This is a genomic window from Bradyrhizobium sp. LB8.2, assembly GCF_040548035.1.
Taxonomy (GTDB): Bacteria; Pseudomonadota; Alphaproteobacteria; order Rhizobiales; family Xanthobacteraceae; genus Bradyrhizobium.
In genome coordinates this window covers 227,304-245,712 of sequence record NZ_JBEPQV010000002.1, presented here as the reverse complement: position 1 = coordinate 245,712, position 18,409 = coordinate 227,304, and the positions used below count along the sequence as shown (strand labels likewise).

15 protein-coding genes are annotated in these 18,409 nt (G+C 65.1%); 11 read left to right on the top strand and 4 right to left on the bottom strand.

The genetic code is table 11. The features are described 5' to 3' along the window. Position 1: 1 nt before the first annotated feature. The 9 genes from ABIB06_RS03505 to ABIB06_RS03465 all read left to right on the top strand — a co-directional run bounded on the left by ABIB06_RS03505 (position 2) and on the right by ABIB06_RS03465 (position 10,978). On the top strand, positions 2-1,651 hold the full coding sequence (locus tag ABIB06_RS03505; protein WP_354044310.1) for an FGGY-family carbohydrate kinase: 1,650 nt from the start codon (positions 2-4) through the stop codon (positions 1,649-1,651). Beyond that, the gene (locus tag ABIB06_RS03500) at positions 1,645-2,580 is read left to right on the top strand and encodes a carbohydrate kinase family protein (RefSeq protein ID WP_354044307.1); all 936 of its coding nucleotides are present in this window, start codon (positions 1,645-1,647) and stop codon (positions 2,578-2,580) included. Before ABIB06_RS03505 ends, ABIB06_RS03500 begins: the two co-directional genes overlap by 7 nt. A 126-nt stretch (positions 2,581-2,706) precedes the next feature. Continuing rightward, positions 2,707-4,128, top strand: a complete 1,422-nt coding sequence (locus tag ABIB06_RS03495; protein ID WP_354044303.1) for an amidase — start codon at positions 2,707-2,709, stop codon at positions 4,126-4,128. A gap of 99 nt (positions 4,129-4,227) precedes the next feature. After that, positions 4,228-5,178: an ABC transporter permease gene (locus ABIB06_RS03490; RefSeq protein WP_354044300.1), complete on the top strand. Its 951-nt coding sequence runs from the start codon at positions 4,228-4,230 to the stop codon at positions 5,176-5,178. Continuing rightward, entirely contained in the window at positions 5,175-6,068 is an 894-nt protein-coding gene (locus tag ABIB06_RS03485) for an ABC transporter permease (protein WP_354044297.1), read from the top strand. The genes ABIB06_RS03490 and ABIB06_RS03485 overlap by 4 nt, the downstream gene beginning before the upstream one ends. A gap of 2 nt (positions 6,069-6,070) precedes the next feature. After that, complete coding sequence (locus tag ABIB06_RS03480; RefSeq protein ID WP_354044293.1) at positions 6,071-7,084, top strand: ABC transporter ATP-binding protein; 1,014 nt, start codon at positions 6,071-6,073, stop codon at positions 7,082-7,084. Then, the gene (locus tag ABIB06_RS03475) at positions 7,081-8,085 is read left to right on the top strand and encodes an ABC transporter ATP-binding protein (protein WP_354044290.1); all 1,005 of its coding nucleotides are present in this window, start codon (positions 7,081-7,083) and stop codon (positions 8,083-8,085) included. Before ABIB06_RS03480 ends, ABIB06_RS03475 begins: the two co-directional genes overlap by 4 nt. A 53-nt stretch (positions 8,086-8,138) precedes the next feature. Beyond that, positions 8,139-9,635, top strand: coding sequence for an ABC transporter substrate-binding protein (locus ABIB06_RS03470; protein WP_354044286.1), 1,497 nt, complete (start codon positions 8,139-8,141; stop codon positions 9,633-9,635). 368 nt (positions 9,636-10,003) lie between these two features. After that, positions 10,004-10,978 (top strand): magnesium transporter CorA family protein, encoded by a 975-nt coding sequence (locus ABIB06_RS03465; protein WP_354068443.1) that lies wholly within the window; start codon positions 10,004-10,006, stop codon positions 10,976-10,978. Between the two features lie 40 nt (positions 10,979-11,018). Here the strand turns inward: ABIB06_RS03465 and ABIB06_RS03460 are convergent, their stop codons facing one another. Together ABIB06_RS03460 and ABIB06_RS03455 are read right to left on the bottom strand one after the other, a co-directional pair. Next, positions 11,019-11,645 carry an alpha/beta hydrolase gene (locus tag ABIB06_RS03460; RefSeq protein WP_354044280.1) on the bottom strand — a complete coding sequence of 209 codons (627 nt, stop codon included), beginning with the start codon at positions 11,643-11,645 and terminating at the stop codon, positions 11,019-11,021. Then, complete coding sequence (locus tag ABIB06_RS03455; protein ID WP_354044277.1) at positions 11,642-12,580, bottom strand: ring-cleaving dioxygenase; 939 nt, start codon at positions 12,578-12,580, stop codon at positions 11,642-11,644. The genes ABIB06_RS03460 and ABIB06_RS03455 overlap by 4 nt, the downstream gene beginning before the upstream one ends. Positions 12,581-12,709: 129 nt before the next feature. Between ABIB06_RS03455 and ABIB06_RS03450 the strand changes: the two genes are divergently transcribed. Continuing rightward, positions 12,710-13,636 (top strand): LysR family transcriptional regulator, encoded by a 927-nt coding sequence (locus ABIB06_RS03450; protein ID WP_354044275.1) that lies wholly within the window; start codon positions 12,710-12,712, stop codon positions 13,634-13,636. A gap of 10 nt (positions 13,637-13,646) precedes the next feature. Here ABIB06_RS03450 and ABIB06_RS03445 read toward each other — a convergent pair whose 3' ends face one another. Together ABIB06_RS03445 and ABIB06_RS03440 are read right to left on the bottom strand one after the other, a co-directional pair. Then, complete coding sequence (locus ABIB06_RS03445; protein WP_354044272.1) at positions 13,647-16,322, bottom strand: hybrid sensor histidine kinase/response regulator; 2,676 nt, start codon at positions 16,320-16,322, stop codon at positions 13,647-13,649. Continuing rightward, on the bottom strand, positions 16,319-17,350 hold the full coding sequence (locus tag ABIB06_RS03440; protein WP_247350138.1) for an ABC transporter substrate-binding protein: 1,032 nt from the start codon (positions 17,348-17,350) through the stop codon (positions 16,319-16,321). The genes ABIB06_RS03445 and ABIB06_RS03440 overlap by 4 nt, the downstream gene beginning before the upstream one ends. Before the next feature lie 292 nt (positions 17,351-17,642). On the opposite strand from ABIB06_RS03440, the gene ABIB06_RS03435 reads away from it, so the two are divergent. After that, on the top strand, positions 17,643-18,380 hold the full coding sequence (locus tag ABIB06_RS03435) for a hypothetical protein (RefSeq protein WP_247350140.1): 738 nt from the start codon (positions 17,643-17,645) through the stop codon (positions 18,378-18,380). Positions 18,381-18,409: the final 29 nt, after the last annotated feature.

Sequence of the window (18,409 nt, the reverse complement as noted above, 5' to 3'; positions counted from 1 at the left end):
AATGCCGCGAGCGTATATCGGCGTCGATGTAGGGACCACGAGCACGCGGGCAGGGGTATTTGACGAGGCCGGCACCTTGCTGGCGATCGCACGGCATCCGATCAGGACCTGGCACGAGGCCGGCGACATCGTCGAACAGTCATCCCAGGATATCTGGGACGCTTGCGTGAGATCAGTGCGAGCCGCGATGGCGGAGGCTGGCATCGCGCCCGACAGCGTCGGCGGCATTGGCTTCGACGCGACCTGTTCCCTCGTGGTGCTCGACCGGCAAGGCGAGCCGGTCACGGTCAGTGCCTCCGGCGACAAGCAACGCAACGTCATCGTCTGGATGGACCATCGCGCCACGGCTGAGGCGCGGCTGATCAACGAAACCGGTGACGCCGTGCTGCGCTACGTCGGCGGCTCGATCTCGCCCGAGATGGAGATGCCGAAACTGCTGTGGTTGAAGCGGCACATGCGCGCGAGCTTCGACGCTGCAGGGCACTTCTTCGATCTGGCGGATTACCTGACCTGGCGCGCGACCGGCTCGCTGCAGCGCTCGACCTGCACCGTCACCTGCAAATGGAACTACCTCGCGCATGATGGCGGCGGCTGGAGCGCGCCGTTCTTTCAGCGCATCGGCCTCTCGGATTTCGTGGCCGAGAAATATGCCCGGATTGGCACCGAGATCGTCGCCCCCGGTACGGGCCTGGGTGCAGGTCTCACCCGCACTGCCGCGGCTGACCTCGGCCTGTCTGTGGGCACACCGGTCGGTGCGTCCCTGATCGATGCCCATGCCGGCGGCATCGGCGCGATCGGCGGTCGTGATGACTCGGACGGCGCGACCGATGTCAGCGACCGGCTCGCCTATATCATGGGCACGTCGGCCTGCATCATGGCGACGACCAAGGAGCCGTGCTTCGTGCCGGGCGTCTGGGGTCCTTACTATTCCGGCATGGTGCCGAACTTCTGGCTCAACGAAGGCGGTCAGTCGGCTGCGGGCGCGGCGATCGATCATCTCCTCAAATCGCATCCCGGCTTTGCCGAAGCGAGCGCGGCGGCGCGCAGTGAGGGCGTCGACCTCATCGAGTTCCTCGAGCGCCGCATCATCGCTCGTGCAGGCGGCGCCAGCCGCGCCGCGCTGCTGGCCCGCGACGTCCATGTCCTTCCCGAGTTCATCGGCAACCGCTCGCCCTACGCCGATCCTGACACGCGCGCGGTGATCGCAGGCCTCGATCTCGATACCGATATCGCCTCGATGGAACGGCTGTTCGTCGCCGGCCTGTGCGGGCTCGCCTATGGGCTTGCCGAGGTGATCGAGGCCTTTGCCGCGCATGGCGTTCGCTCCAGCATCATGATCATGGGCGGAGGAGCGAGCCGTAGCCCGCTGGTGCGGCAGATCATGGCGGACACCACCGGCCTCACGGTCGCGCTGCCGCAGACGAAAGAACCGGTGCTGCTCGGCGCCGCGATGCTCGGCGCGGTGGCCGGCGGCGCCTATGCCTCGATCGGCGAGACCATGGCCAAAATGTCGGCTCTGGGACGGAAGAGCGAGCCGACCGCGCCCGACATCGCGGCCTTTCACGCCCGCAAGCGCGAGGTCTACAAGCTGCTGCGCGAGGTTGATCGCGGCAGCCGTGCCGCGATGGCCAGAGGTCGAAGCGAATGCTGATTACCTGCGGCGATGCGCTGATCGATTTCGTCCCGACGCGAAACATCGACGGGCGCGAAGCGGTAATGCCGGCCGTCGGCGGCTCCTGCCTCAACGTCGCGATCGGCATGGCGCGGCTGGGTGCGCCGACAGGCTTCGTCGGCGGCATCTCGACCGACCTGTTCGGGCAGATGATCGCCGATCACGCGACAGTGTCGAATGTCGAACTCGCTCTCGCTACAAGCAGCGATCACCAGACCACGCTCGCCTTCGTTCGCATCGTCGCGGGCGAGTCGCACTACGCGTTCTACGATGCCGAGACTGCGACGCGGAACTGGACCTATCGGCGCGGCACTATTCCATTCGCGACCGTCGAAGCCCTCCATGTCGGCTCGACCACGCTTGTCAATGACCGGGGTGCCGCCGAGACCAAGGCCCTGATCGCGGACGCACGGGCGTTGTCGACAATCTCCTTCGATCCGAACTCCCGGCCCAACCTCGTCAAGGACAAGCCCGCCTATCTCGCGCGCATGGCGGAGTTCGCCGACAGCGCAGATCTCATCAAGATGTCGGACGTCGATTTCGCCTACCTGTTCGGCGACGAGCCGTATCACCAGCGCGCCGGCACGCTGCTCGCACGGGGCGCGAGCCTTGTCGTCGTCACCCGCGGCAACAGCGGCGCCATCGCGTGGCATGCGGGGGCAGGGCCGATCGAGGTCGCCGCGCCCAAGGTCGAGGTGGCCGACACCATCGGCGCGGGCGACAGTTTTCAGGCGGCGCTGTTGTTCGCCCTGCACAAGCAGGGGCGTCTCGCCCGACAACAGTTGAAGGACATCGGCGCGGACGAGCTTCGCCGTGCGCTGTCCTTTGCCGCCAGTTGCGCCGGCCTGACCTGCACCCGTCCCGGTGCCGATCCGCCGTGGAGCCACGAGATCAATTGGAGCTGGTAGCTAGCGCGTCAGGCCTTGCCCCATTTCCGAGTTGTCTCGGTGGACTGCGGCCATGCGCAAGCCGAAATGGACAGGATCGGTGCACGCTGGCAAGGTCCGCGCATCCTGACGCGAGGCGGTCCTTCTATGAACGATGATCTCTGTTTCCTGTCCGCCACCGAAATGCGCGCGCGCATCGACCGCAAGGAAGTCTCCCCCGTCGAACTTGTCAGCGCCGTGCTCGCGCGCGCCGAGGCGCTCCAGCCCCAGTTGAACTGCTTCATCACGCTCTGTGGCGGCGAGGCGATGGCAGAGGCGCGCGCGGCCGAGCGCAAAATGATGGCCGGCGAACCACTCGGCCTGCTGCACGGCATCCCGGTCACCGTCAAGGACATCGTCAACACCAGAGGCGTGAAGACCACTTTCGGCGCCGTTCCCTACAAGGACAATGTGCCGAACGAGGATGCCGTGGTGGTCGCGCGGCTGCGTGCGCAAGGCGCGATCCTGATCGGCAAGACCACCACGCCGGAATTCGGGAGCAAGTGCCTGACCGACTCGCCGCTGTTCGGCCGCACCCGCAACGCCTGGAGCGCGGAGCGGTCGTCGGGCGGCTCCAGCGGCGGCGCGGCGGTCGCCGTTGCCAGCGGCATCGCGCCGCTTGCGATCGCGACCGATGGTGGCGGCTCGACACGGATTCCCGCCGCCTGCAACGGCGTGGTCGGGCTGAAGCAGAGCAACGGCGTCATCCCGCACAGCCAAGCGCTCGATGCCTTCGGCAACCAGACCTATGTCACGCCGATGACGCGAACCGTCGCCGACACCGCGCTGATGATGCAGGCGATGGCCGGCGAGGATTCCTGCGATCCCTGGTCGATCGGCGTTCCCGTGCCTGACTTCATCGGCACCGCTCTGCCGCGCGGCGATCTGCGTGGGCAGAAAATCCTGTACTGCCTGTCGCCGCCCGGACGCCCTGTCTCTGCAGATGTCGACGCCGGCTTCAAGGCGAGTCTCGACCGGCTCGCCGGGCTCGGTGCCGAGCTCGAGGAATTTTCCGGCGAGGGGTTCGACATCGAACCGATCTGGCGCGCCATCAACCACACGGTCTGGCGCACGCGCTTTTCAAAGCTCGTGGCCGAGCACGGCGACGCCCTCAGCGAAGCCTTCGTCAAGCAGGTCGCGCTTGCGACCAACGTCAGCGGCGTCGCCTATCAGGAAGCGATGTTCGCGCGCACGGCGTTGTTCCGCCGGGTGCAATCCCTGCTTGCGCGCGGGCACCTGCTGGCGATGCCGACCCTCACGCGCACCGCGCTGCCGATCGATCAAGACCTGTTCGGCACCATCGAGATCGACGGCAAGCACTTTGACAGCGTCCGGCCGCACTGGTTCCCCTGGACCATGCCGTTCAACATGACCGGACATCCCGCCATCAGTCTGCCGTGCGGCTTCGGCCGCGACGGCCTGCCGATCGGCCTTCAGCTCGTCGGCCGCTTCCGCAGCGATGCGGACTTGCTGCGCGTGAGCGCGCTGTTCGAGGCTTCGCACGACCTTCTGTCCCGCTGGCCGGATTGAGCAGATGGGCATGCAGCAAAGGACTTGTTTGCAAAGGACTTGCCTCCGGCGCCCGGACGTGTTGATCGTGCCGCGGATGATCCCTGAATCCGAGCGCGCATGAGCGTATTTGTCCTCCGCCGTCTGCTGACTTTGCTGGCGACGCTGGTCGGCGCATCCGTGATCATTTTTTTGGTGCTGGATGCTCTTCCGGGCAATGCCGCGCAGATGCTGATGGGCGCCGATGCCTCGGCCGACGCGGTGCGCGCGCTCACCGTCAAGCTCGGGCTCGACCAGCCGCTGGCGGTTCGCTATTTGCAGTGGATCAGGGGCCTTCTCGTCGGCGATCTCGGCAACTCCTATGTCTACGGCACGCCGGTCGCGAGCTTGATCGCGGAGCGGCTGGTGCTGACCATTCCGCTTGCGATCATTGCGATGCTGATCACGGTGACGCTGGCGCTCTCGGCCGGCATCTACACCGCGGCCAATCACAACAAGCTCGGCGATGTCGGCGTGATGTCGTTAACGCAGGTAGGCATCGCGCTGCCGAATTTCTGGTTCGCGATCCTGCTGGTGCTGTTGTTTTCGGTGCGGCTGCAATGGCTCTCCGCGGGCGGCTTTCCCGGCTGGGAGGACGGCATCTGGCTCGGTATCAAGTCGCTGCTGCTGCCGGCGGTCTCGCTCGCGGTGGTGCAGGCCGCGATCCTCGCGCGTGTCACGCGCTCGGCGGTGCTGGAAGTGCTACGTGAAGACTTCGTCCGCACGGCGCGCGCGAAGGGGCTAGGCAAGCGCGAGGTGCTGTGGCGCCACGTGCTGCGCAATGCCATGATCCCTGTGATGACAGTGATGGGGCTGCAATTCGCCAATCTGCTGGCCGGCACCATCGTGATCGAGAACGTGTTCTATCTGCCGGGTCTCGGCCGCCTGATCTTCCAGTCGATCGCCAACCGCGATCTGATCGTGGTGCGCAACTGCGTGATGCTGCTCGCGACCATGGTCGTCATCGTCAATTTCGTGGTCGACGTGCTCTATGCTTTCGTCGATCCCCGCATCAAGGTCCACGACCTGTGAGCGCGCCGCTGACCACCCTTGTCGACGCGCCGGCCGCAACGCGTGCTCTGCCGGCCCGGACCTTCTGGCGCCGCGCGCTGCGCCATCGCAGTTTTGTGCTGGGCGGTGCGCTGAGCCTGCTGGTGCTCGCCTCCGCACTGCTCTCGCTGGTGTGGACGCCGTGGTCACCCTACGAGATCGACATCGCCTCGAAGCTCCGGCCGCCCTCGGCCGCGCACTGGCTCGGCACCGACGTCTTCGGCCGCGACATCGTCTCGCTGCTGCTCGCGGGTGCCCGCTCCACCATCATGGTCGGCATCATCGCGGTGAGCATCGGTCTCACCTTCGGCGTCTGCCTCGGCCTGGTGGCGTCGGCCCGGCGCGGCTGGACCGAAGAGATCATCATGCGCTTCTCCGATTTCACCTTCGCCTTTCCGGCCGTGCTGTCCGCGATCATGCTCTCCGCGGTCGTCGGGCCCGGCATGGTGACCTCGATCGTCGCCATCGGCATCTTTCAGATTCCGACGCTGATCCGGCTGACGCGCGGCTCGGCCAACGCGATCTGGGCGCGCGAATTCGTGCTGGCCGCGCGCGCGGCGGGGAAGGGATATTTCCGCATCACCATCGAGCACGTCCTGCCCAACATCCTGTCGATCCTGATCGTGCAGGCTACCATCCAGTTCGCGCTCGCGATCCTCGCGGAGGCCGCGCTGTCCTATCTCGGGCTCGGTACGCAGCCGCCGCAGCCGTCATGGGGCCGCATGCTGAACGACGCACAGACATTGCTATTCCAGTCGCCGATGCTCGCGGTCTATCCGGGCGCTGCGATCGCGGTCGCCGTGCTCGGCCTCAATCTCCTCGGCGACGGATTGCGCGATCTGCTCGATCCACGACTGGCACGGGAGCGATGACGATGAGCGAGCGCTCGACCATGCCGCTCATCGAGGTCGAAAATCTCGGCGTACACCTCAACACGAGCCGCGGGCCGGCACAGGCGGTGCGCGGCGTCAGCTTCGTCCTGAAACGCGGCGAGACGCTCGGGCTCGTCGGCGAGTCCGGCTGCGGCAAGTCGGTGACCGCGCTGTCGCTGATGGGACTGCTGCCCGACAGCGCGGTCGTCACCGGCAGCATCAAGCTGGATGGAGGCGAGCTCGTCGGGCTTTCGGATGCGGATTATTGCAGCCTGCGCGGCAACCGCATCAGCATGATCTTCCAGGAGCCGATGACCGCGCTCAACCCAATGCACACGATCGGCCATCAAGTCGCCGAGCCGCTGCGCCGTCACAAGAAATACTCGGCGGCGCAGGCGCGTAAAGAGACGATCGCCTTGCTCGACCGCGTCGGGCTACCCGATCCGGCCAGGCGCATCGATGCCTATCCGCACCAATTCTCCGGCGGCCAGCGCCAGCGCGTCACCATCGCGATGGCGCTCGCCTGCGAGCCGGACCTTCTGATCGCGGACGAGCCGACCACGGCGCTCGACGTCACCATCCAGGGCCAGATCCTCGACCTCATCGCCGACCTCGTCGATGAACGCGGCATGTCGATGATCCTGATCTCGCACGATCTCGGCGTTATCGCCGAGAACGTGCAGCGGATGATGGTGATGTATGGCGGCACGGTCGTCGAAAGCGGGCCGACCGACGAGGTGTTCCGGCGGATGGGACATCCCTACACGCAGGGCCTGTTCCGCGCCCGGCCGAAGCTCGGCGCACGCAAGGGGACGCGGCTGACGACGATCTCGGGCACGGTGCCGGAGCTCGCGGATCTGCCTTCCGGCTGTACCTTCGCCGATCGGTGTCCGCTCGTGATCGAGTCGTGTCGGACCGCGCTTCCACCGATGGTGGACGTCGGACCTGGCCACTTCGTGCGCTGCATCCGGACGAACGTGTCCATGGCCGCGAACGTCGGAGCGCTGTCCGCATGAGCACGGCGCCTCTTCTCGACGTGAAGGATCTCGAGCAGCGCTACACGTTGCCGCGCGAGAGCCTGTTCCGTCCGCCGGGGCAGGTGCGCGCGCTCAATGGTGTCAGTGTGCGGGTCGATGCCGGCAAGAGCCTTGGCATCGTCGGCGAGTCCGGCTCCGGCAAGTCGACCTTCGCGCGGGTGGTGATGGCACTGGAACGGCCGACCTCGGGCCAGGTCGCGCTGCTTGGCCGCGATCTCAACCGCATCTCCGCCGACGAATTGCGCCGCGCCCGCCGCGATTTCCAGATGGTGTTCCAGGACCCTTACGGATCGCTCGACCCGCGCCAGACCATCGCGCGCATCGTTGCCGAGCCGCTGACCGTGCTGGAAGACGCCGATCGTAGGACTTTTCGCGCGCGCGTCGCTGCGGTGCTGCGGCAAGTGGGTTTGCGCGATGCCGACATGGAGAAATATCCGCACGAGTTCTCCGGCGGCCAGCGCCAGCGCATCGCCATTGCGCGCGCGCTGATCACCCAACCGAAGCTGATCGTCGCCGACGAGCCGGTCTCCGCGCTGGACGTCTCCGTGCAGGCGCAGGTCTTGAACCTGATGCAGGATCTCCAGGAGCAGTTCGGGCTGAGCTATGTCCTGATCAGCCACGACCTCGCGGTCGTCGACTATCTCTGCGATGAGGTCGCGGTGATGTATCTCGGCCGGATCGTCGAGCAGGGCCGTCCCGAGGATTTGTTCGAGCGCTGTGCCCATCCCTATACCCGAGCATTGCTGGATGCCGTGCCTCGGGCGCGCGCCGGCGGCGGCCGGCGCCGGCGCGGAGCCCAGGCGATCGCCTCGCAATCGGCGGCCGCGAGCGGATGTCCCTATGTCACCCGTTGCGCGCTCGCCCACCAGCATTGCCGCGAGGTTCTGCCTGAGCTACGCAAGGTGGGCGAGACGCATCTCGCCGCCTGCCACAAGGCGGAGGCCGTGATGGCGTTGCCGCCATTGCCCGTGGAAGGTTAGCGTCCGCGGCGGGATTAGCGTAGGCTGGGAATAGAGAAGGCCGGGAGTTACGCATGTTGAGGAAATTATCGATCGTCGCATTCGCCGCCGTGCTTGCCGCGGCCCCTTTGCCGGTGCTGGCGCAGAGCAAGAAGGACAGCGTCGTCATGGCGATGGCGCTGGAGCCACCCGGCCTCGATCCCACCAACGCCGCCGCTGCCGCGATCGCCGAAGTCACGCTCTACAACATCTACGAGACGCTGACCAAGATCAACGAGGACGGCACCGTCGCGCCGTTGCTGGCGGAGAGCTGGACCGCCTCGCCCGACCTGAAGACCTATACGTTCAAGCTGCGCAAGGGCGTCAAATTCCACAACGGCGAGGCGTTCGATTCCGCGGCGGTCAAGTTCTCGTTCGAGCGCAACGCTGTCGCCACCAGCACCAACAAGGACAAGAGCCTGTTCCAGGCCTTCGAGAAGGTCGATGCGCCCGACGCCGATACGGTCGTGATCTCGGTGAAATATTCCGAGCCGAACTTGCCGTTCCTGCTGGGGCAGGCGAGCGGCTCGATCGTCGAGCCGAAGAGCGCACCCACCAACGGTACGCAGCCGGTCGGCACCGGGCCTTATCAGCTCGGGGCCTGGGCCAAGGGCTCTTCGATCACACTGAACAAGTGGGCCGATTATCGCAACGCGGCCGCGATCAAGCTGTCGAAGGTGACGATCCGCTTCATTTCCGATCCGGCGGCGCAGACCGCGGCGCTGCTCTCCGGCGATGTCGATGCGTTCCCGCGCGTATCGGCCCAGCGCACTATCGCCCAGTTCAAGGCCGATCCACGCTTCAACGTCATGGTCGGCGGCTCCCGCGCCAAGACCATCGTCGGCATCAACGAGCGCAAGAAGCCGCTCGACGACGTCCGCGTGCGCCGTGCCATCCTCGCCGCGATCGACCGCAAGGCGATGATCGACGGCGCGGTTGACGGTTTCGGCACGCCGATCGGCAGCTTCTACGTGCCGGGCGCGCTCGGCTTCATCGACACCACCGGCATCAACCCCTACGACCCCGAGAAGGCGAAGAAGCTGCTGGCGGAAGCGGGCATCATCACGCCGCTCGAGCTGTCGCTGAAACTTCCGCCGCCGTCCTATGCGCGGCAGGGTGGCGAGATCCTGGCGGCTCAGCTCGCGAAGGTCGGTATCATCGCCAAGATCGAAAACGTTGAATGGGCGCAGTGGCTGTCGCAGGTGTTCGCCGGCAACGGGCCGCACAATTTCGATCTCACCATCGTCAGCCATGTCGAGCCGATCGACCTCGTCAAGATCACCGAGCCGGACTACTACCTCGGCTACAACAACGCGGCGTTCAACGCTCTCTACAAGCAGATCGTGTCGACGCCGGACGAGGCCGCCCGCGCAAAGCTTCTCGGCGATGCGCAGCGCATGCTGGCAACCGACGCAGTCTCCGGCTATTTGTACCAACCGCAGCTGATCACCATCACCAACAAGAAGCTGAAGGGCGTCTGGAAGGACATCCCGCAGTACGAGAATGATTTCTCGACATGGGCGTGGGAGTAGGGGCTGCGTTAGCGCGGCGTCCGTTACTGTGCCCACTCCCCATGTGGGAGTGGGCAGCTCCGCTGAAGAGCGGTCCAAACAAAAACCTGAAAAACAACCCCATGCACAGTAGCCGGGGATAATCATTTCGATGGTTTGCGCGTAGCGTGATTCACCGGTTTGCGCGCTGCGCGTTCCGCGATGCCATTGACCCGTCGGGCAAAACACCGGCATGATGGCATCGTCGGAGGAGGCCGCGCCCTCTTGGTTGGATTACGCCGCCTCTGATGCTCCCCCGGCTTTGAACGATCGGAACCCTCATGCGTTAGCTCAGCGCAGGATGGCCGCATGCCGTGCGATCCGGCGCTAGGGTATGCGGAGTTCGTTTCTTGCTCAAACTGTACAGGTGGCCATCCGACGAGTGGCAGAACATTGGCGCGGAAATGCCGTCCGAGATCATCTGGGCTGATCTTTTGGATGCGACCGCGCAGGAAAAGCAATTCGTCGAGCGATTGCTGAAGATACGCATTCCGTCCGCGGAGTCGCTCAGCGAGATCGAGGCGTCGAGCCGCCTGATCTTCGATCACGGCACGCTTTATCTCGGCTCGCCCGCGGTCCGGCTCAACGAGGACAACGAGGCCGAGATTACGCCGGTGGGTTTTATCATTGGCCCGCATGTGCTGGTGACGGTGCGCTTTGCGGAGCTGCCCATTTTCGACCAGGTCAGCAAGCGCGTCGGCTCCGATGACACCCTCGAGAACGGCATGTGCGTGTTCACCAGCCTGCTCGAGGCCATGATCGACCGCGGCGCCGATGCTCTGGAGCATCTCGCCGTGAGAGTCGATACGCTGTCGCGGAGCGTCTTCAGGGGCGGACTGGTTCGCACCAAGCGGCCGATCCGGTCCAGCCGCAGGATGCGCGAGGCGCTGGAAAACATCGGTGAACTGGCCGACCGTCTCGCCAAGACGCGCGACGTCCTGCTGGGCGTCGGGCGAATTGCGTCGTTTGCCGGCGACGTCGGAAGCGAATGGATCACGGAGGCATCGAAGAAGCGGCTTCACGCCGTATCGAAGGACGTCGTTTCGCTCGGCGACTACGAGACGCGGCTGACCGACAAGATCCAGCTTCTGCTCGATGCCGTGCTCGGGTTCATCAACATCCAGCAGAACGAGCTGTTCAAGATTTTGACGATCGTCTCCGTCGTCGGCGTGCCGCCCACCATCCTGGTCGGCATCTGGGGCATGAACTTCAAGCACATGCCGGAGCTGGACTGGACGTTCGGCTATCTGTTGGCGTGGCTCGCCATCATTGCCAGCGGCGTGCTGCCGCTGATCTGGTTCAAGCGGCGCGGCTGGTTCGAGTAAGTAGCGGCGCACCGCCTGGAACGATGCGCCGTCTGTTGGTTCAGGCCGCCTTCGCGTTGCCGCTGCCGATCCAGCCTCGGGCAAGCGTGACGTCGGCCTGCGACAATTGATGGCCAGCCGGCAGCACCTTGTGGTCGACGTGCGCACCCGCCTCGGACAATAGCGCTGCAAGTTGCGCAGAATTGCTCGCCGGCACGATCGGATCGGCCTGGCCGGAGAGCAGCAGCACCGGCTTGCCCGCAAGCTCGGCCTTCGGCGGATCCGACAGCGGCACCATCGCGCGCAGCAGGATCGCGCCTGCCAGCACATCCGGCTTCAGCAGCAACAGCGCGGCGGCGATGTTGGCACCGTTGGAGAAGCCGACCGCGACAGGCGCGGCGAGGCCGTAGCGCTGCCGTGCATCCGCGACGAAGTCGCCGAGTTCGAGGGCGCGTCGGCGAACGTCCTCCTCGTCGAATACACCTTCGGCGAGGCGGCGGAAGAAGCGCGGCATGCCGTGCTCCAGCACGCGTCCGCGCGGCGAGAGCAGGGCGGAGCCGGGCGAGATCATTTTGCCAAGCCCGAGCAGATCGTTCTCGTCGCCGCCGGTGCCGTGCAGCAGCAGGAGAGGAGGCGAGCCCGCGCTGGTCGCGGGCTCGAAGCGATGGATGAATGAATTCCCGGTCACGACACCCTCTCTTCCAAATTCGGCAGGACACCCACGATCTGCTCGCGCTGCGCTTCGAGGAAGCTCGGCAGCTTCAGGTCATGTCCGAGCGTCGCGACGGGCTCGTCGACGGCGAAACCGGGGATATCGGTCGCGATCTCGAACAGCACGCCGCCGGGTTCGCGGAAGTAGATCGAGCGGAAGTAGTTGCGGTCCCTCTGCTCGGTCGGATGCAGGCCGTGATTGCTCACGAGCTTTTGCGCCATCTTGCCCTGCTCGGCGTCGTCGACCGCGCGGAAGGCGATGTGGTGCACGGAGCCGCCACCCTGATGCCCACGCAAAAATCCCTTGGCCTCGTAGATGTCGACGACGCTGCCTTCGACAGCACCCGGCGCCTTGAAGCGGATCACGGAGCCTTCGCGGCCGGTCTCCTTGAAGCCGAACACGTCGGTGAGGACGGCGGCCGTCTTCGCCGCGCTGTCGAGCAGCAACGTCACGCCGTGGAAGCCGCGGATCGCGTGCTCGGCCGGCACGTCGCCGTTGCTCCAGCCGGGCTTGTTCTCGGCACCGGGAACGCCGACAAGCGCGAGTGCCATGCCGTCAGGGTCGGTGAACGGCAGCACGGACTCGCCAAAGCGCTTCTCCAGCGCCTCGTAAGCAACGCCCTTCTCGGTGAAGCGCTGCGTCCAATAGCCGAGCGAGCGTTGCGGCACCCGGAAGGCGGTCTGGTGCGTTTCGCCGACGCCGCGGCGCCCGGCCGGCACGCCGGCCCACGGGAAGAAGGTCAGGATGGTGCCGGGGCGGCCGGTCTCGTCACCATAATAGAAGTGGTAGGTGCCGGGATCGTCGAAATTGACCGTCTTCTTGACGAAGCGCAGGCCCAGATCCCTGGTGTAAAATCCGAAATTCCTGATGGGATCGCCGGCAATCGCGGTGACGTGGTGCAGTCCAGACATTGTCGTCCTCCAAAACTCGGGGAGCGGTCTTGCTCTGGCTGTCAATATCGTGCCGCTTTGGATTGGAGACAATCCATGCAAATATGACGTCTATGTCTACAATTTGGAAGCAATTCCGGGGGTCTGCCCTTGGATAAGGTGGTCAGCCTCCGGGCCTTCGTGAAAGTTGTCGAAAGCGGCAGCTTTGCCGAGGCCGGCCGCCAGTTGCGGCTGTCGCGCTCGGCGATCAGCAAATACATCGCCGACCTCGAGGAGAGCCTCGGCGTGCAGCTCCTGAATCGGACCACGCGGCATGCGAGTCCGACCGAGAACGGCCAGCGCTATTTCGAGCGCGCGGTCGTGATCCTCTCGGAAATCGAGGCCGCCGATCAGGCGGTGACGCAAGCCCAGTCGGCGCCGCGCGGCTTGTTGCGCGTCAACGCGCCGATGTCGTTCGGCACGATGCGGCTCGGGCTGGTGCTCGCCGATTTCATGGCGCGGTATCCGGAGCTGCAGCTCCAACTGGTCCTCAGCGACGACCTGCTCGATCCCGTCCAGGACGGCTTTGACGTGACGTTACGGATCGCGGAATTGGAGTCCTCGAGCCTGATCGCGCGAAAAATCATGCCGGTGGCGCGCATGATCTGCGCTTCGCCCGATTATCTCGCACGTCACGGCACGCCAAAACATCCGCAGGATCTGCGCGAGCATGCGTCGCTGACCTACGGCTTCCTGCTCACCGGCAATCAGTGGAAGCTGACAGGCGCCGATGGCGATCACTGGATCCAGCCGGCCTGGTCGCTCTGCGTCAATAATGCGGAAGTGCTGCGCGATGTCGCAATCAAGGGCAGGGGGCTCGCGCTGCTTCCCGAATTCATCGCCGCCGATGCGTTGCGAAAAGGCCAGCTGCGGACGGTGCTGGACGACTATTCAGCGCCGCCGCTCGCGCTCTATGCGGTGTATCCGCCGACCCGGCACCTGTCGGTGAAGGTGCGGTTGTTCATCGACTTTCTGGTCGAACGTTTTGGGCGAGAGGACGACGAAGCAGGCGAGCGCAAACCCGCCGCGGCCAGTTGACCGGACGCTGTTAGGCCGGCCGGAGCAATTCGTCCAGCGCGCTCATCGAGGCCTGCCGAAGCGCGACCAGCTCGCTGGCGGCACTCTGGCATTCGAACGGTGACATCGTGGCTGCTGCCAGCTCGATCTCGCGGCAGCGCTCGAACAGGCGGACGAGGCCGAGCGCGCTCGCGGCGCTGCCGAGTTGATGCGCGCAACGCGCGAACTGCGTGTGTTCGCCAATCTCGGCGGCCTTGGCGATGTCGCCGATCAGTTGCTCGCTCGTTTGATGCAGAAGCCGGCGGAGCTTTTCGATTTGCGCGGCGCCCAGCAGCTCCTTCTGGTCGTCGATGAAATGCCGGTCGATCAACGCGCCCGCGGCAAGTTGCACTGCTGCCGGCTCGTCCCGCGGTTCGTCCTCGATCGCCTCGCGCAGCGCATTGATCAGGATAGGCTTGCTGACGATCTTGGCGATGCCTGCCCCTGCAAGCCGTTCGCGGGCGCGGCGCGACACGTCGGCCGTCACGGCGATGATGCGCGGCATTCTCGGCAGACCAAGCCTGCCGATCCGTGACGCCGCCTCCACGCCGTCCATGTCGGGCATGTGCAGATCCATCAGGATGATGTCGAACGCCTGGTCGCGGGCGAGTGCGATAGCCGACGCGCCGTTCGTGGCGATCGTGGGGTGATGGCCGAGCCTCTTCAGCATGGCTTCGCCGACCTCGCAATTGACGGGATCGTCGTCGACCAGCAGCACGCGAAGCTGCCGCGATGATGGCTGAACCGCGCCTTGTGCGATGCCGCTCGCGGCAATACCGAGCGGCACTTCAAGCATGAATGAGCTGCCTGCACCCGGCGTGCTCGCCACCGTCAACTCGCCGCGCATCAGGCGGGTAAGGCGGCGTGCGATTGCGAGCCCCAGGCCGGTGCCGCCGAACCGCCGCGCGATGCTGTCGTCGGCCTGGACGAAATCCTCGAAAATCCGCTCGTGCATGTCGGGCGCGATGCCGATGCCGGTATCGCGAACGGTGATGCGCAGCAGGGCACGATCGTCATGATGCTCGGTGGCGGCGTTCAGGCCGATGCCGCCGCGCGGGGTGAACTTGATCGCGTTGCCGATCAAATTGAGCAGGATGCGATTGAGCCGCACGGGATCGCCGTGCACCGAGGTATTGACTGTCGCATCGCAGGCGAGGTCGAAGGTCAGTCCCTTGCCGAAGGCCTGCGGCCGCATCAGATCGACGGCCGTTTCGATGAGCTGGTCGAGCCGGAAATCACGCGTTTCCAGAGTTTCGGCGCTGGCCTCCAGGCGTGCATATTCCAGGATGGCATCGACCAGCGCGATCAGCGTTTCCCCCGACGCAGCCGCGGTCGTGAGGCCGCGCCGCTGTGCTTCACCGAGGCTGCCGTCGTCGAGCAGTTGCAGCACGCCCATGACGCCGTTCAACGGCGTGCGCAGCTCGTGGCTGACGACCGCGAGAAAGCGCGATTTTGTCTCGTTGGCCGCCACCGCCGCGCTGCGCGCGCGCTCGGCGGCGTCGTGCTCGGCAAGCGCCTGGTCTCGGGTCTTCTCCAGCTCCGAGGTGCGCTCGATCACCTTGCGTTCGAGTGTCGCATAGGATTCGCGCAAGTGAGCGGCCATCCGGTTGAACTGATCGCCGAGCGCCTCCAGCTCGTCGCCGGTCTTGATCGCGAGCCGCAGGCCGAGGTCGCCGCTCTCGATCCGCCGCGCGCCCTGCGTCAGGATCTGGATCGGCACGGTCATGCGCCGGCTGAGAAACAAAGAGACGAGCACCGCACAGGCCAGCAGAATGACCAGGAGAAATGTCGAACGTCCGATCGATGCATAGATCGGCTCGTAGGCTTCGCTGAGCGGGAGCTCGACGAACACCAGCCAGCCCAGTGAAGGGACCGTCGCATAGGTCGACAGCACGCGTTGACCGGACAGATCCTCCTTGACCAGGCCGCCCGAGGGCGGCCCCACGCCATCGAGTGCGGCGCGGACGTCCGCATGGCTGGAGAGGTCGCTGCGACGCAGTGCCGGCCACAAATCGGGATGTGCGATCAACACCCCCATCCGATCGACCACGTAGGCCTTGCCGGTGTTGCCCACCCTGATTCCGGCGACGAGGTCCCAGATGAAGCGAAGATTGACCTCGGCGACAATCACATTCGGCGCGAGGCCCGTTCCGCGTGTGGCAAGCGTCATGAACGGCTCGGTGTCACCGAGGAAGTAGACCGGTCCGTAATAGGCGCGGCTTTCGTTGGCGCCGCGAAAGGCGGGCAAGGTGGAGAGATCGGCCTTGCTGCCGATCCTGTCCGCGACACGGCGCGACACGCGCACCTGCTCGCGGCCCTGCGCGTCGAGCTCGGCGATTTCCGCGATCGCGGGCGAGAGACGCAGGAGGCGGATGGCGTTCAGACGATCGTCCTCGTTCGTGGACAGCTCGGGGGGCAGGCGGGAGAGCCATCTGATCTGGCTTTCGATCTGGCCGATGAACTGGCCGATCTGAATGGCCGCGGACGCTGCCTGCTCGCGCTGGGTCGCCGCCAGAAGCTGCTTCTGCTCGCGATATGAGAACCAGACGTCCAAGCCGGTGTTGATGGCAAGCGCGGCGAAGGCGAGGGCGGCGATCGAGTAGAGGTATTTTCGGAACAGCCGGCCGGGAGGTGTCCGCAAATGTCCGTGGTCGATCGTCTCGTTCACTCGCGGATCTCGTCGGCGCGTGCGAGCAGCGTGAATGGGATCGTCAAATCCAGCGCGCGGGCGACCGTGCGGTTGATCAGGAGCTCGTATTTCCGCGGCGATTGCACCGGAAGATCGCCGGCCTTGGTGCCGCGCAGGATGAGATCGACATAGTCGGCTGAGCGCACTTCAAGCGTCGGCCCATAGCTCATCAGCCCGCCCGCATCCATGAAATAATGGAACGGGTAAATCGTGGGCACGCGGTATTTCGCGGTTGCCGCGACGATCGCCTGCCGGTTGACCACCAGGAAGCTGTCGACGAGCGCGATCATCGCCGCCCTTGGCGGTTCGGAAAAGCGGCTGATCGCCCCGTCAATGTCCGCTGCCGTGCTGACGGGCGCGAGCACCACCGCCACTCCGGACGCCGCGGCTTCTTGCTCGAGGGAGTCGAGGTAGAATCGTCCGGCGCCGGGCGTGGTCGCCGGATTGAACAGGACACCAACGCGCGCGATATCCGGCACGGCCTCCCGGACGAGCTGAAGCCATTTGCCGCCCATCTCGGCGGTGCTGCTGGTGAAGCCTGTGACGTTGCCGCCGGGATGTGCGAGGCTTTGGACGAAGCCATTGCCGACAGGGTCATTCGAGGTCGCGAAGACGATCGGGATGGTTTTGGTGACTGCGAGGACGGCCCCGGTTTCGACTGTCGAGCCGGTCAGGATCACGTCCGGCTTAAGCTCGAGCAACTCCTGGACCGCGGTCTTCAGTCTATCCGGTGCGCCGAAAGTCGAACGGAGCTCGAAGCGGAAATTGACGCCTTCGACCCAACCTCGCTGCCTCAAGCCCACGATGAGGCCACCCAGGCGAGAGGTCGGGCTGTCGATCATGCTTCTTCTGGTCAATTCGTCGTCGAGCCGCAATGCGGTCAGCGATGCGACCACCCGCATGCGATCAGATGTTGCGCCGAGCGCCAGCCATCCCGCAGCGGTTGTGCCCGCAAGGCGAATGAACCCGCGGCGATCGACCGCGAGAGCGGAAGGCCGTTCGGTCATGAAAGTCTTTGCATGATGGTTTGCCCCAAGCCGATGCTTAGCGCGAACGGCCGGCATCCACAATTGATGAAAAAATGCGTTTGTGACTGTTCATTCGCAGCGTTTGGCAGCCCGATACCGTATCCTACGCCGCCAAAGAGTCGCTGTTTCGAACCCTGTCTACTCCGTGACACCTTGTAACGCATTGCGGCGTTGCAACATTTTCCGTCTCGGTTGCGATGACGGTTCGGGGAAGCCGATTCGTAGCTGCCGATTTTTAAAGCGTTGTTTCAAGTTTTTTCGAAGGTTTTCGATGCGCAAAATCTATCTCGTTCCGGCCCTCGTTGGCCTGCTCACCTCTGTTGCAACCGGGCCCCTTGCGGCCCAGGGCGCCGTGCCGAAGCAGAAAGCTGCGCCGGCACCGAGGGCCGCTGCCGGTACGCCGGTCGCTGCCGGCGCGACGTCGGCCGCCGCCGCCGAGACGCCAACCCCAGACGACAAGATCAAGGCGATCGACGGCTTCCGCTCCGCCAAGTTCGGCATGAACGAGGCCGACGTGCGCGCGGCGATGACGAAGGACTTCAATGCCAAGTCCGACGCGATCAAGGTTCAGGACAACGCGTCCGAATTGACGCGGAGCGTCCTGCTCTCCGTTCCGGAGCTTCTGCCGAACGGCGGCACCGCCGAGCTGTCTTACGTGTTCGGCTACAAGTCCAAGTCGCTGATCCAGATCGGCGCGGTCTGGTCGAAGGGCACCGACGCGGCGATCACGGCGGAGAAGCTGTTCTCCAATGCCAACATCCTGCGCGCCCATTTCCTCAGCGAGGGCTTCAAGCCCGACTCCATCGCGGTCAACATGCCCGTCAGCGGCGGCATCGTGATGTTCCGCGGCAGCGACGCCAAGGATCGTTCGGTCATCCTGCTTCTCCAGGGCACGTTCGAGAACAAGGAGAACAACCAGCGTGTGCTGACGCCGACCAGCCTGCTGCTGTTCTACGTCGCCGATGCCAAGAGCCCTGACATCTTCAAGCTGCCGCCCGGCCAGTTCTGATGCCGGAACGTTTCCACGACATTCTCCCA

Bases quoted from the DNA above. Each gene is read 5' to 3' on its own strand.
- ABIB06_RS03505 (WP_354044310.1), top strand. From the start codon at position 2: ATGCCGCGAGCGTATATCGGCGTCGATGTAGGGACCACGAGCACGCGG.
- ABIB06_RS03500 (WP_354044307.1), top strand. From the start codon at position 1,645: ATGCTGATTACCTGCGGCGATGCGCTGATCGATTTCGTCCCGACGCGA.
- ABIB06_RS03495 (WP_354044303.1), top strand. From the start codon at position 2,707: ATGAACGATGATCTCTGTTTCCTGTCCGCCACCGAAATGCGCGCGCGC.
- ABIB06_RS03490 (WP_354044300.1), top strand. From the start codon at position 4,228: ATGAGCGTATTTGTCCTCCGCCGTCTGCTGACTTTGCTGGCGACGCTG.
- ABIB06_RS03480 (WP_354044293.1), top strand. From the start codon at position 6,071: ATGAGCGAGCGCTCGACCATGCCGCTCATCGAGGTCGAAAATCTCGGC.
- ABIB06_RS03475 (WP_354044290.1), top strand. From the start codon at position 7,081: ATGAGCACGGCGCCTCTTCTCGACGTGAAGGATCTCGAGCAGCGCTAC.
- ABIB06_RS03470 (WP_354044286.1), top strand. From the start codon at position 8,139: ATGTTGAGGAAATTATCGATCGTCGCATTCGCCGCCGTGCTTGCCGCG.
- ABIB06_RS03455 (WP_354044277.1), bottom strand. From the start codon at position 12,580: ATGTCTGGACTGCACCACGTCACCGCGATTGCCGGCGATCCCATCAGG.
- ABIB06_RS03440 (WP_247350138.1), bottom strand. From the start codon at position 17,350: ATGACCGAACGGCCTTCCGCTCTCGCGGTCGATCGCCGCGGGTTCATT.
- ABIB06_RS03435 (WP_247350140.1), top strand. From the start codon at position 17,643: ATGCGCAAAATCTATCTCGTTCCGGCCCTCGTTGGCCTGCTCACCTCT.